9 protein-coding genes are annotated in these 13,417 nt (G+C 66.4%); 6 read left to right on the plus strand and 3 right to left on the minus strand.

Features of this window, described 5'->3' with window-relative positions; all coding sequences use genetic code 11:
• Positions 1 to 103: 103 nt before the first annotated feature.
• Positions 104 to 2,335 (plus strand): di-heme oxidoreductase family protein, encoded by a 2,232-nt coding sequence (locus NR810_RS37305; RefSeq protein WP_257459571.1) that lies wholly within the window; start codon positions 104 to 106, stop codon positions 2,333 to 2,335.
• 74 nt (positions 2,336 to 2,409) lie between these two features.
• Here NR810_RS37305 and NR810_RS37310 read toward each other — a convergent pair whose 3' ends face one another.
• Positions 2,410 to 4,116, minus strand: coding sequence for a glycoside hydrolase family 71/99-like protein (locus NR810_RS37310; RefSeq protein ID WP_257459573.1), 1,707 nt, complete (start codon positions 4,114 to 4,116; stop codon positions 2,410 to 2,412).
• Positions 4,117 to 4,432: 316 nt separating this feature from the next.
• Here NR810_RS37310 and NR810_RS37315 point away from each other — a divergent pair, with 316 nt between their 5' ends.
• The 3 genes from NR810_RS37315 (at position 4,433) to NR810_RS37325 (ending at position 7,906) form a co-directional block, all read left to right on the plus strand.
• The gene (locus NR810_RS37315; RefSeq protein WP_257459574.1) at positions 4,433 to 5,428 is read left to right on the plus strand and encodes a lipin/Ned1/Smp2 family protein; all 996 of its coding nucleotides are present in this window, start codon (positions 4,433 to 4,435) and stop codon (positions 5,426 to 5,428) included.
• Between the two features lie 18 nt (positions 5,429 to 5,446).
• The gene (locus NR810_RS37320; RefSeq protein WP_257459575.1) at positions 5,447 to 5,797 is read left to right on the plus strand and encodes a hypothetical protein; all 351 of its coding nucleotides are present in this window, start codon (positions 5,447 to 5,449) and stop codon (positions 5,795 to 5,797) included.
• Positions 5,798 to 6,712: 915 nt separating this feature from the next.
• Positions 6,713 to 7,906, plus strand: coding sequence for a DUF1624 domain-containing protein (locus tag NR810_RS37325; protein ID WP_257459577.1), 1,194 nt, complete (start codon positions 6,713 to 6,715; stop codon positions 7,904 to 7,906).
• 31 nt (positions 7,907 to 7,937) lie between these two features.
• Here the strand turns inward: NR810_RS37325 and NR810_RS37330 are convergent, their stop codons facing one another.
• Positions 7,938 to 9,404, minus strand: a complete 1,467-nt coding sequence (locus NR810_RS37330) for a sigma-54-dependent transcriptional regulator (protein WP_257459579.1) — start codon at positions 9,402 to 9,404, stop codon at positions 7,938 to 7,940.
• Positions 9,401 to 10,936, minus strand: a complete 1,536-nt coding sequence (locus NR810_RS37335; protein WP_257459580.1) for a HAMP domain-containing sensor histidine kinase — start codon at positions 10,934 to 10,936, stop codon at positions 9,401 to 9,403. Before NR810_RS37335 ends, NR810_RS37330 begins: the two co-directional genes overlap by 4 nt.
• Positions 10,937 to 11,153: 217 nt before the next feature.
• Between NR810_RS37335 and NR810_RS37340 the strand changes: the two genes are divergently transcribed.
• Positions 11,154 to 12,863, plus strand: a complete 1,710-nt coding sequence (locus tag NR810_RS37340; RefSeq protein WP_257459582.1) for a SulP family inorganic anion transporter — start codon at positions 11,154 to 11,156, stop codon at positions 12,861 to 12,863.
• Between the two features lie 215 nt (positions 12,864 to 13,078).
• Complete coding sequence (locus NR810_RS37345) at positions 13,079 to 13,396, plus strand: hypothetical protein (protein WP_257459583.1); 318 nt, start codon at positions 13,079 to 13,081, stop codon at positions 13,394 to 13,396.
• Positions 13,397 to 13,417: the final 21 nt, after the last annotated feature.

Here is a 13,417-nt window from a genome sequence, read left to right on the forward strand (position 1 = left end):
GGAGCCGTTGCTCAGCTGCGGGAAACTCTTGTTTTCCCCTCGCCCGGCGATCGGTAGAAAGACATGCGAAACGCCGACGCATTCTCTTCGAGGTGAAAAGACAATGAAAAGCCGAACCTCATCCGCCGGGCGAGAGAGGGAACTCGTGCGGCCCCCTCAGGACTCCGTCCTGCCCGCGTTGTTTGCGGCCATTCTTTCCCTCACCGCGTGCGACGGCGCCGGCTCGAAATCCAGCGACGGCTCGTCGCAGGCCGACCATGCGTCTCCGGAGGCCGCGCCCGTGCAGGTGTCAATGCCCGGGCTGGGAGCAACGGATTACGTACCGCTTCATGCCGCCGGCACGCAGGTGCTCGAGCAGATCCAATACACGGAGGCGGACGGAACACTGGTCACCCTCGCTGGCTTCCGTCCGACCAACCGGCATGCCCGCGAGCGAGGCGAGCCCTGGGATGCGCCCGACATCGGCCCGGGCAACTACTTCACCTTTCCGACGTGGTATTTCCAGAACCGTACCTTCGGTCTTTTGATCCGTGACGAAGTCCCCGCCGGGCGTTCGCGCATCGAGGTCTCCCTGCGCGTGAACGACGGGACCTTCGTCGAATCGGGCTTCAGCGCCTTCCGGCGCGTGGATCCCGATATCCGGGATTACGGCTGGAAGATGAATGTCGGCTTCGAGAATCCCCTGGAGGGCGGCAAGAACATCTGTCACTCGACCTCGGCACGGGAAGACTGCATGGTCGTGATCACCTCCAACTGGCGCGCCCCTCAGCCCAACACCCCGTTCAAGCTGGGCGACGTGATCGAGGTGACGCCCGCGCCGTTCCTCCTGCATACGGCCGACAACAAGGCCGTGATCGATGGCGGGGGCATCCGCTACTACTCATTCGAGCAGCTGTACCAGGTCGGCGTGGGCATGCGCCCGTGGTACGGCATTGCCCCCGCCCTCGACTCCGCCCCTCTGCCCGAGAGCACACTGCTGGGTGGCATGGCCAGCGTCTCCTACAACTATTCCGAGGAGCCGCATCGGGTGTTCCAGCAGATGGCCAACAATATCGGTATCGCCAATACCAGGCGCTTCGTCGAGGGACGGAGGCTGTTCCACACCTCGTTCGTCGACGGGAAGCACTCCGAAAGCCCGGACATCAACCCCGTGTTCACGAAGCACGCCAATCAGCTGGGGCCGCGCTACAACAACGTCAGCTGCATCGCGTGCCACGCGCTCAATGGCCGCAGCGTGGCTCCGGCGCCGGGCAGCCGGCTGTACACCATGTCCATCGACACCGCGGCATCGAGCTCCGCCACCCAGGTGACTCCAGATCCCACCTACGGCTTGAACGTGCAGCAGCGGACCCTGGACGCGAACGCGCCCGACTACTCGGTGTCCGTGCAATCGTACGCGAAGACCGTGCACACCTTGCCCGATGGCGAGACGGTCGAATTGCAGAAGCCCGTCTATGCCTTCAAGGGGCCAGTGCCAGCGCAATTCTCCGTCCGTCAGGCGCCACAAGTCATCGGCATGGGCCTGCTCGAAGCCGTGGACGAGTCGACGATCTTGAACCTGGCCGACCCGGGTGATGCGGACGGCAATGGAGTGCGGGGTGTGCCGAACTGGGCCATCAACCCGGAAACCGGCAGCCGGCATCTCGGCCGTTTTGGCTGGAAGGCGAGCAAGGCCACCCTGCGTCAGCAGGCGGCTACCGCGCTTCTCAAGGACATGGGGGTGACCTCGCCCGTCTACAAAACACTCGATTGCCAGCGTGGCGCACCCAATTGCAGCGCAACGGGTGCCGCAACCTCCATCTCCGAGACCGAGATTGAGCGGCTCGCCTCCTACCTCGCGCTGCTGGGGGTACCGGCGCAGCGCAGTCTGCGCAGCGGCTACCTCGACGGCATGCGTGTATCGCCTGAGCATGACGTGAACCCCGCCCTGATCGAACGCGGCGGTACGTTGTTCGTCCAGGTTCAGTGTGGGACCTGCCATACCCCCCAGATGAAGACGGGCACGAACCATCCGTTCGCCGAACTGCGCGATCAGACCATTCATCCGTACACCAACCTGCTGCTCCACGACATGGGGCCAGGGCTGGCCGATACGCTGACCGAAGGGCAGGCCGGACCGAGCATGTGGCGCACCGCGCCGCTGTGGGGCATCGGTTCGCTCGAGTTCGTGCAGGGTGGGGCGCAGAACGTGCGCTACCTGCACGATGGGCGTGCTCGCACGCTGATGGAAGCCATCGCCTGGCACGGCGGCGAGGCGAACAACAGCCGCAGCAGGTTCGAAGCGCTGAGCAAGGAAGATCGGACCGCGGTGCTGGCGTTCCTGGAGTCGCTGTGAGCCGGGCCTGCTGAGGCCCCGTGCCGGGGGAAGGCCGTGAGCTCCATGCCCATCGGCCTTCCCCGGGAAGACGTCTACTGGCGGATGAGCTGCACGTCGTCCAGGTGGACGAAGCTGCTGCCGCTCGTGGCCTGGGTGTGGAGGCCGAACTCCAGGTAGCCCGCGGTCACGGAGATGGTCGGCGTCTCCAGTTGCGTCCAGGCGCTGTACGTGCCGAGGTTCGTGGCGGCGGGCGTGCATTCGGCGCACGTCTTGGCCTGGAGCCGGGAGAAGCCGAAGTCACCGCCCTTGCGGACCCAGGCGCGCACCCGGTAGTTGCCGTTGGGGATGCCGTAGGCAATCTGGTAGGTCCACGTCTCGAAGGCCCCCGGGCTGTAGTGCGTCAGGTGGTAGGCGCTGTCGTGGCCCCCGTTATAGGTCTCGGTGAACGCGGCCCCGGCGGTGCCATTGGGCGACCAGGTGTTCCAGCCCGTCATACCGGACTCGAAACCGGCATTGGTGACCGTGGGATCGGGTGGCGGCGTGGTGCCTCCATCGAGGATGGCGGCGGCCTTGTCCGGCTGCAGGGCCACGAAGTAGTTGAAGGCCTCGTTGAGCTGCGCCTGCTTGGACGCGTTGCCCGCGTACTGCTTGCGTTGCTCGTAGAGCCTGGCGATGAGCTCCAGCTGGCTCTGCCCGTAGGGCACGCCGAGCTTCTGCTGCAGGTTGGTCAGGAAGCCATAGCCGAACTCGCGCGTCGGCTCGATCATCGTGCCTTCGCCATAGTCGTTCCAGGTGGCGAGCTGGATCCAGTTCACGCCGCTGTTCTTGGCCATGTCCATCGTCTGGCCAAAGGTGCCGGTCCCATTGTAGGGAAGGCTCCAGGTCGGGCCGCCCCATCCACCCTCCGTGTAGAAGGTGTTGAAGCCGGGATAGGCCACGCCGAACTTCACGCCCAGCGGACGGTTGTTATAGAAGTTCTGCAACCCGGTCGTGAAATCCGAGTAGATCCACGGGTACTCGCCCTGGGCGTTGGCCCCGGCATCGCCGTTCTGATACCAGAGCGTCAGGAAGGTCGGTTTGGTCGACAGCGGCGAGAAGATGTTGCTCCAATCGCTCGGCGACTTGAACGTCTGCGGACCGAAGTCCAGCAGCAGGGGGGCGTTGTTGATCTTGATGTAATTGCCACGGGAGAAGTAGTTGTCCCGCATGTAGATCATGTCGTTGCGGGCCGCGGCATGCTTGTCGGGAACGGAGCAGCCGTAGGTGGGCGCCAGCGACAGGTTGTGGTCCTCGTAGACAATGGCGAAGTCCAGGCCCGCCGCGGCGGTCTTGTTGATGAAGGCCTCGGCGTTCTGCTTGTTCTTGGGGTAGTCCACGCAATTGAGCGTGCCGGGCCAGTCGATGAGCACGCCATCCACGCCCGCGTACTTCATGAGCAGCAGCTGGTACTCAATCACGTCCTGGTCGCCCGATGCGTAGGGTCCAATCAATGGATAGTAGTGTGAGGCGATCTGCCGCTTGCCCGTGGAGTCGATCACATTGGGGTTCTTGGTGGCCATGGTCCAGTGGACTCCCCAGGAGCCGTTGCCCGAGGAGACATTGCTCTCGAACCAGGGCATGAGGTGGACATAGACCTTCTTGGTGAAGGTCTTGCTCACGGCCACGGGGGAGGTGACCGTGGCGGCCGGTTCCGCCGTCCCTGGACGGTTCCCGGTATCGGATGAAGCCGAACCACAGCCTGCCAGCATGAGCGCGGCGAACATGCCCGCTCCCTCGTTCACGAAACGACGACGTGTCATGGCACTGCTCCTTGGGTCGAGGGCCTCAATGCACTGTGTCTGGAATAAAAGAAAGACAGTGGAAATGAAGCCGCGATGAGGCAACGGCACGACTGCTCGCCGTGCGCCCGCAGTAGCACATGCACCGTCAAGCGGAAAGAAGCAAAAACCGAGTAAAAGTCTTTAAATCTGTAAATGGCATATCCGGTGCAGGTTTCGAGAATCAGCTCCATCCTCTGCTTCACGGTGACGTGAGCCTGCTTCGAACCGTATAAGGCGGGCCCGGTTCCGGTCTCCATGCACAGAGCTCGAGCCGGACCTTGGCAAGGAGGCCACCTTGATACGGACTGTTTCTCGATTCGTCGCGCTGATGCTCTGGATTCTGTGTGCGGTTCCCTCGTCTGCCTTCGCGCAGCTCACGTGCCCGGACCATGGCTCGGTCGCGAATCCTCCCGCGCTTCAGGGTCCGGCGCGGCGGAGCTTCCGGCACGCGGGCAGCCAGCTCCTGTCCTGGAGCCATCCGCCCTATCACATGGTGCACGATCAGATCGTGCCCGTGGGGACCCAGGCCACGGTCGTGGGCAAGTTCGACTACAGCCGCGTCCTGCACAAGGATCTCGAGGATGAGGATGTCCACGTCTACATCATGGGAACCGACACGCCGGGCTGGGAGTATGTTGGCGAGTACCGCACGGATTCCGACGGAAAGATTCATGTCCCCATCGTCCGGCCCGTCGGTGAGTACCGGGTGACCATGATCGTCGAGGGCGATCTCAGCTCGGCCACCGGCTTCGTCTCCGTGGTCGAGCCTGGCCGCCAGACCGTCCTGTTCGACATCGATGGCACCTTGACCCTCAATGACTTCGAGATGGTGGGCGATTACCTCGGTGTCAGCACGGCCCAGGCCTACGCTCATGCGGTCGAGGTGGTGAACAGCTACGCGGCCATGGGCTACCAGATCGTCTACCTCACGGGCCGGCCCTATTGGATCGCCAAGGACACGCGCGAGTGGATCGACTATCAGGGTCTCATTGACGGGCACCTGCATACCAATCCCTACGGGGATGGCCCCATTCCGCCGGATACCGAGCAGTACAAGATCGATTACCTCTCCTACCTGCTCGATGATGTGGGGCTCGACATCGTCCGCGTGTACGGTAACGCGACCACGGACATCAGCGCCTATGAGGCCGTGGGCCTGCCCAAGTCCGAAACCTATATCATTGGCGAGCACGCGGGAGCCGATGGCACCATGCCGATCCGGAACGACTACCGCGAGCACCTGCTCACGGTCGTGGCCTCCACGCCCGGCGCCAATTGCATCCCCCGGTAGTTGGCGGAGGTATTCCCCATGGCGGTACCTGGTCCACTGACCCTCTCGGCCATCGCGCGGGGCGAGCGCGCCGCGGCGATCTCCCGCATCGAAGCGGCCATCTCCAGTTGCGGGTGGCTGCTGGAGGCGCGCGCCTTCTCCGGGCTCTACATGAGCTTCCAACTGGAGCTCGAGCGCCCACGGTTGGGTGATTTCGCGCAGCGTATGCGGGAGGCCGGTGCTCCGTTGGATGCTCCTTCCGTGGCGGCGCTCGAGGCCGCGGCCAGTGACACCTCGGAACGCGGGGGCTCCGTGGCTGCGGTGCTGGGCATCACCTTTCCGGACGGAATTCCCGACCAGCGTCAGGTCATCCCCAGCGTACCGGGGTAGTCAGTCTCGATTGTTGATAAATCAGAAAGCCGCCCGCGGTGCCTGGTTGCGCCGCGGGCAACAACCTGGGTGGGGATGAGGAGTTATGACAGCCATTTGAGCTGTCTTGTTGCTCCGCGAGCAACAGATTGAGAAGGGGTAGGCGGAATCTGGCTGCCGAAAGTGCAAGGGATTGACGGAGTTTTGTGAGGTTTGTACGGTGCCAGCCAGACCCGTGGACATAGGAGTCAGACATGAAGCGCCCCCTGCTCATCCTTGCGATGTTTGTCATTTCCGTCGCGGCTGGTTGTGGAGGAACGGAGTTCGACCAGGGTGAGGACTCCCTGGCGCAAAGCGAGAGTGCCCTCGTCACCTGCTCGACGATCTGCCCGAACGGAACCCCCCTCTCCTGCACGGGGACGACCTGTTCCGCCGCGGACGGGGACCATGTGACGTGTAATGGCACCTCTCAGTACTGCGGTATCAGGCCGGTTCCCCTCTGCTCTTCGAGCAACTCGTGCACGAATCTCACGGGGCAGGCGTGCGCGACCCCTGGCTCCACGAGAAGCTGCTGTGTCGGCACTGCCGTCGCGGGGACCTGCACCTGCACCGGCTCGAGGAAGTGGGCGTGCCTCTCCCTGCAGGATCCCGGCGGGCGCCTGTAGGTCCCGGAGCGGGCGTCTCGCCCTACGCCGTGCCCGCATGCCGGGCCTCCCAATCCTTCCTTCGCGATTCCCAGGGGGCGCTGCGGCGAGCGCTGTACCCCCTGGGGCCGAAGGCTCCGCGCCCTTATAGCCCCTTTCAGCAGCACTCCTCTGGCGCTCCCTGGCGCCCGGTGCTCTCGACCCGTACCCCCGTCCGGACTATTCGCCACTGAGGTACTGTTGCAGCGTTTTGTCCTCCAAGGGGTGAGAAGTGTCAACGGGAGCGAGGGTGATGGTTCAGCAGCCGGCGGCCGTTCAGGTGGACGGCCAGCCGAAAGAGGGGACGGCCGGACGGGCGGCACGGATCGTCACCATCGATGCCCTGCGCGGCGTCGTCATGCTGCTGATGCTCGTCGATCACGCGCGCGAGTTCTTCTACCTGCACGCGCAGGTCAGCGACCCGGTCAACGTGGCGACCACTCCGCCCGGCCTCTTCTTCACCCGGCTCACCGCACACCTTTGCGCACCGGTATTCGTCGCGCTGACCGGGCTTTCGGCATGGCTCTACGGTCAGCGCCGGGGCGGACGGCGCGCCGCCTCCGAGTTCCTGCTGAAGCGCGGGCTGTTCCTCGTGCTGCTGGAGCTCACGCTGATCAACTTCGCCTGGACGTTCTCGTTTCCAGCGCCCACCTATTACCTCCAGGTCATCTGGGCCATCGGGCTGTCGATGATCGCGTTGGCCGGGCTCTTGTGGCTGCCGAGGCCGGTGCTGATCGGCGTGGGCCTGGTCATCGTCTTCGGGCACAACCTGCTCGATCCCATCCAGTTCGAGGCAGGGACGCCGGGGGCCACCTTGTGGGCGATCCTCCACGATCGCGGCTTCATCGAGCTGCCCTGGGGAGCCCGTGCGCGCACGTCCTATCCGCTCCTCCCCTGGATTGGAGTGATCGCGCTGGGCCATGGGATCGGGACCTGGTTCTCCAGCCAGCTCGGCCCGGCGGTCCGCCGCTTCAGGTTGTGCTCCCTGGGCCTGGCGGCGCTGGCGCTCTTCCTCGTGCTGCGGGTGGTCAATGTGTATGGAGAGCCCGTCCCATGGGCGCGGGGCGCAACGCCGCTCACCACCGTGCTCTCCTTCCTGAACCTGACCAAGTACCCTCCATCGCTGGATTTCCTGCTGCTGACGCTGGGGATGGGAGCGCTGCTGCTCGCGATGCTGGAGCGGCTGCCGTCGCGGCTCCTGGCTCTCCTCACCACCTTCGGCGCGGCCCCGCTGTTCTTCTACCTGGTGCACCTCTATCTGCTGCACGGCCTCAACCGCGTGGCTCTTGCCCTGTTCGGTCCCAATCAGGGGACGCACTTCAGCGTCTCGAATGTTCTCTCGCTCTGGGCCCTGGCCGTGGTCGTCTCGCTTCCGCTGTGGTTCGCCTGCCGCTGGTTCGTGAGACTCAAGGCCCGGACCCGGAGCGCCTGGATGAGCTACCTGTGAGCCGTCACGGCCCGGGCCTTGGCGGAACCGCTCAACGCCCGGTGCTCGTGTCCTTGAAGTCCGCGACCGACAGACCGTGCCGGCGCAGCAGCTCGTAGAAGTCGGTGCGGTTGCGACCGGCCATGCGTGCCGCGGCGCTCACGTTCCCTCCGTTGCGGCGCAGGACCTCGATCAAGTAGGCGCGCTCGAAGGTGTCGCGCGCCTCGCGGAGGGTGGGCAGGGGGGCCTCGCTCCCTGGCAATCTGGGGAGAATGGAGCCCGGTGCGTTCTCCTCCATCGAGGGGGGCGCGGAGCGGGGGGACGACTGCACGAGGTGGGAGAGATGCTCCGCCCGCAGCTCCTCGGAGGCCGCCAGCAGGACGGCGGCCTCCATCACGTTGAGCAGCTCGCGCACGTTGCCCGGCCACGTGTAGTCCCGCAGGAGCTGGAGGGCGTCCGTGCTCAGTCTCGGCACCCGCATCCCGTTGTGCGCCGCGGCCCGCTCGAGGAAGAGCTGGGCCAGCAGCGCGATGTCCTCCGGGCGCTCGCGCAACGGTGGCATGGTGATCGGCACCACACACAGCCGGTAATAGAGATCCTCACGGAAGCGCCGAACCTCTACTTCCTCGCGGAGATCCCGGTTGGTGGCCGCCACCACCCGCACGTCCGCCTCCTCCTCGGTGTTCGAGCCCACCCGGGTGTAGCGCCGCTCCTGCAACACCCTCAGCAGCTTCACCTGGACGCTGGGAGGCGCCTCCCCCACCTCGTCGAGGAAGAGCGTCCCGCCACGTGCTGCCCCGAAGAGCCCCTCGCGTGACTGGGTGGCACCGGTGAAGGCCCCCTTCACGTGGCCGAACAGCTCGCTCTCCAGCAGCTCCGGCGGCAGCGCCCCGCAGTTCACCGCGACGAACGGCCCATGCGCGCGGCGGGAGAGCCCGTGCAGCAACCTCGCGGCGAGCTCCTTGCCCGTGCCCGACTCGCCGAGCACCAGGACCGTGGCATCCGAGGGCGCCACCCGGGCGATGTGCGCACGTACCTGGGTGATGGCCGGGCTTCCACCGATCAGCCGCTCGCGTGGAACGCCCGCTACGATGCGGCGCAGGTCGTCCACCTCCCGCTGCAAGGTCGTGCGCTCGAGCGCGTGCACCAGCTTCTGCACCAGCTCGTGGTCCTGGAAGGGCTTGGTGAGGAAGCCATAGGCGCCCCGGCGCATGGCCTCCACCGCGGTCTCGATGGTGCCGTGCGCGGTGAGGATGACCACTGGCAGCTCCGGGATGCGCTCCCTGGCCTGGGCGAGGACCTCCAGGCCATCCACGTCTCCCAGCCGCAGGTCGAGCACCATCGCATCGACCTCGTCGCGCTCCACCCTCGCGAGCGCCTCCTGGCCCGTGGGGACACTCGTCACCCGCATCCCATGGGCCTCCAGGCGCAAGGCGATGAGCTCACACAATTCGAGGTCGTCATCCACCACCAGCACGCGGTTGGCGGGGGAGGAGAGAGACTGGGATGACGGGCTCATGCAAGGCTCCGGTCGGGTTGCGGCGCAGAGGGAGTCGCCTCGGAAGCGTAGCGGGGTGGGGTGGGGCGATCGAGCGGTATCCAGACGGCGAAGGCCGCTCCCGGGCCCGGCTCGTCGAGGAGCGCTACCTCGCCTCCATGCGCGCGCATCATCTCGCGCGCCAGCGGCAGGCCCAGGCCTATCCCGGGAGAGGTGGTGCCCCCGCCCACCGGAGATGTGAAGAAGTGTTCGAAGAGGCGGTCACGAATCTCGGGCCGGACTCCCGGGCCTTCGTCGCGCACGACCACCCGGGCCCAGCAGGTTTCGGACGCGGCATGTCCCGGGGGGCCCTCCTGGGTGAGGGTGCGCACCATCCGCACCCGCTGCCCCCGGGAGGAGACGCGGATGGCGTTGCCGAGGAGGTTGGCCACCGCGCGCTCGATGAGGGCGGCGTCGAGCGAAGCGGGGGACATCGCTCCCCCGGTCTCCAACTCCAGCTGGATTCCGGCCGCCTCGGCCTCAGCGCGCATGTCCTCCATGGCCCGGCGGAGCACGTCATCCAGCTGGCAACCCGCCTCGCGCCTCAGGACCCTGCCGGACTTCACACGGGACATGTCGAGCAGCGCGGACACCAGGCGGATCTCCCGTTCGCAGGCACTGCGCGCCAGCTCCACCACCCGCCGCTGCTGCTCGTTGAGGGGGCCGGTGGTGCCGTCCGCCATCAGCCCGAGCGCGGCCCGGAGCCGCGTGAGCGGAGTGCGGAGATCGTGCGACACGGAGGCCACGAAGGCGTCCTTGAGCTGATCGATCTCCGCCAGGCGCGCGCGTGTCCGCTCCAGCTCGGTGGCCAGCTCCTGCACCTCGAGCGGCCCTCCCACCTGGGCGATGGATTTGGTGTTCCCCTGTCCCACCTGCCGGGCCTCCCTGGCGAGCAACTCCAGGGGCCGGGTCACCCCTCGCGCCATCCAGCGAGCCACACCCCAGGCGGAGAACACCGCCAGGGCTCCGAACACCAGCCCCACGCAGATCGCGGTGGCGCCGATGCCATAGGCCTCGCTCTCCCGCTGAAGGACGTCCTTGTGCAGGGAGTGCACGATGGCGATCCATGCATCCGTGAGGTTCTCGTCCCAGGTGAGCCGCTTCTCTCGCAGCGCGGGATCGAACAAGCGGGCGCAGGTGTTCTCCTCGATCACATACCGTGCATAGGTGAGGTAGTCCTCCGCCGTGTTCCGGATGTTCGGCTGGATGGCGTCTCCGTGCATGGCCAGCAGTGATTCCAGCTGCTGCAGTGGCGCCTTCATGGAGGCAGCCATCTCGGGTCCGACGGTCGGGTCGCGTTCACATCTCAGGATGGCGTGCCGGGCGGCGACCTCGATGCTCCAGGCGGCCTGGTGAACGGCCTCCTCCTCCTTCACCTGTCCCAGATGCTCCTCCCGGATCTCCGTGAGGAGATTCGTCATGCGTACCAGGGCCACCACGGCGAACGCCGCGGCACCGAGAAGCAGGGCGGTGAGCAGTGCGTGGGAGATGAGCAGTCGTTGGACGAGTCGCATGTCGAGAGCAGGCTCCGGGGAGCACGTCGTAACGTGCTCCAGCCTTTCATTCACGCAAGAGTGTATCCGGCCGTCCACCCTCCGGCCGTAGCGTCGGCTGGAACGGACAGGTGTCGGTTCGGCCCACCAGCGAGGGTGTCGGCTCCCGCCGACAGCGCGGCACGTCCGCAGAGGAGGGCGCGGTGCGGCACGCGGTGTGAAGAGACGCGTGGGCATCATGATCGAACATCACACGTTTGGATCCGTGGGGCGCCTGCGCCTGCTGTGGCGGGACTGGCAGCAGATGGTGTCTCCCAAGACACTCGGACAGGATCTCTCCGGTGCGCTCACGGTGGCGTGCGTGGCCCTTCCGCTCAATCTCGCACTCGCGGTGGCGTCGGGATTGCCAGCCAGTGTGGGTCTCATCAGTGGTGCGATCGCCGGTGTGGTGGCCGGGTTGTTGGGAGGTGCTCGACTGCAGATCACGGGGCCCGAGGCGGCGCTGGTGCCCATCGTGTTCCTCCTGGTTCAGCGCCATGGAGTCGAGGGCATGGTCGCGGCCACCCTTCTCTGCGGGCTCCTCCAGATGCTCCTCGGCGTGCTGCGGGTGGGCCGGCTGGCGAAGCTGCTGCCAGCACCGGTGGTCCGCGGGTTCATGGCGGGCATCGGGCTGATCCTCCTCAACAGCCAGCTGCCGAGGTTGTTGGGGCTGCCGGAGACGGTCGGCTCGCTTTCCTCCCTGCTCACCCAGGCAGGCGCCTTGCGGGTGCATTGGGGTGGCCTCGTCCTCGGTGTGTTGGTGATCGCCTGCATGGTGGGACTGCCACGGCTGCGCCGACGGATGCCCGCGGTGTTGATCGGGCTCGTGGTCGCCACGGTGATCGGCGGACTGCTGGGTCCGGAACTGGCCCGCGTGGGGAGCCTGCCCCCGGGACTGCCTCCGCCTCGATTCCCCTCGTTCACGGGGGTGGACTGGAGCGCGCTCCTGCCCGACGTCCTCTCACTCACCCTGCTCGCGTCACTGGGCTCTCTGATGTCGGCCAGCGCCATTGATCAGCTCCCGGGGGTGGAGAAGCACCAGACGGATCATGATCAGGAGCTGATGGCCCAGGGAATGGCCAACCTCGCGTCTTCCCTCTTTGGAGGCATGCCGGTGATGGGCGCCATCGTCCGCTCCTCGGTTTCGATCCAGGCGGGAGCCCGCACCCGCGCGGCATCGGTGGTTCATGCGCTCCTGTTGCTCGGTGTCTGTCTGGTGGCCGGACAGCTCGTCGCTCGCGTGCCCATCGCCGCCCTCGCGGGCATCCTCGTGGTCGTCGGCGTGCGGCTGCTGGATCTCAAGGGGGTGCGCGTGCTGTGGGAGCAGGATCGCCCCCATGTGGCGGTGGTCGCGGTGACCGCGTCCGTCATCGCCTCGGTGGACCTCCTGCTCGGGCTCGGCGCGGGAGTGGCCCTCTGCGTCGCACGGCTCCTGATGGCACGGCCGCGGACGGAGATCCAGATGCGCATCCTGCGTTTGGATGGACGTCCCTTCTTCCGAAGCCTGAGCACGGCCGCCGCCGCGCAGGACGATCGGCCGCCGCTCCAGCGCATCCGCGTCCGCGGGCCGCTCGATCTCCTCTCCCCTGGTGCCTTCAACGCGGCGCTCACCAGCCATCCCTTCCCGAGGTACCTCGTGCTCGATCTGTCCGCGGTGCCCTACATGGACGCGACCGGACTGCAAGCCGTGCTGGATCTCCGCGACTGCCTCGTCATGCGCGCGGGAACGGTCGTGGCTGTCGCGCGAGGAGAGGTGGCCCGGATGCTCGAGCAGGGAGGCTTCTCCCGAAACGCTCCGTCGGCCAGCCTGGTGCCTTCCTATGACGAGGCGCTCGAGCACATCGCCCGGAGTCACAAGGACGCCGTGCTCGCGGGAGGGCACGGAGAGCCTCCACCCATCAGTGCCTGAGCGCCAATGCCGAGTCAGGTGCGGTGGCCATGCGCTCATCCGCGTCATGGCCGCCGCCTGCTCGGGTGGCTCATCCTGGAGCTGACGGGGCTCACCAACGGGACATGGTGTCTCGCTGGTGGATGGGTCCTCCCTCCAAGTTGCCGGAATGACGTCCATGGGCGTTGGTCCGCGGTGTGCTCGGGCCGGGGCAACTCCTTACCCAGAGGATCCTCATGGACACCGTCTACGACGACCGCTTCCACCTGAGCCGTGCGACCTTCTTCCAACTGCTTGCCTTCTCCACCGTCTGGTTCACCGTCAACGGCTTCCCCGTCCTGCCCATCGGGCTGCTCTTCGCCATCCGCTACGTGGGCGTCAACTACGAGACCTCCTTCCTGCACTCGCTCGTCACGGGCCGCAAGGTGGTTGCCGCGAGCCTCGGGATGGCGATTCTCGGGCTGCTGATGCGTGGGCCGAGCTTCGGGTTCTCGCTCTCCCCGTCGGGTGGGGGACTCTTCAGCCTCCGCCTTCCGCTCCTGGCCTGGTTCTGAAGCGGCCCGCGTGGGGCCCGC

The sequence above is a fragment of the Archangium lipolyticum genome (assembly GCF_024623785.1).
GTDB classification, from domain to species: domain Bacteria; phylum Myxococcota; class Myxococcia; order Myxococcales; family Myxococcaceae; genus Archangium; species Archangium lipolyticum.

Coding starts and splice junctions, on each gene's coding strand:
- NR810_RS37305 (WP_257459571.1), top strand. CDS start 104: ATGAAAAGCCGAACCTCATCCGCCGGGCGAGAGAGGGAACTCGTGCGG.
- NR810_RS37310 (WP_257459573.1), bottom strand. CDS start 4,116: ATGACACGTCGTCGTTTCGTGAACGAGGGAGCGGGCATGTTCGCCGCG.
- NR810_RS37320 (WP_257459575.1), top strand. CDS start 5,447: ATGGCGGTACCTGGTCCACTGACCCTCTCGGCCATCGCGCGGGGCGAG.
- NR810_RS37325 (WP_257459577.1), top strand. CDS start 6,713: ATGGTTCAGCAGCCGGCGGCCGTTCAGGTGGACGGCCAGCCGAAAGAG.
- NR810_RS37330 (WP_257459579.1), bottom strand. CDS start 9,404: ATGAGCCCGTCATCCCAGTCTCTCTCCTCCCCCGCCAACCGCGTGCTG.
- NR810_RS37335 (WP_257459580.1), bottom strand. CDS start 10,936: ATGCGACTCGTCCAACGACTGCTCATCTCCCACGCACTGCTCACCGCC.
- NR810_RS37340 (WP_257459582.1), top strand. CDS start 11,154: ATGATCGAACATCACACGTTTGGATCCGTGGGGCGCCTGCGCCTGCTG.
- NR810_RS37345 (WP_257459583.1), top strand. CDS start 13,079: ATGGACACCGTCTACGACGACCGCTTCCACCTGAGCCGTGCGACCTTC.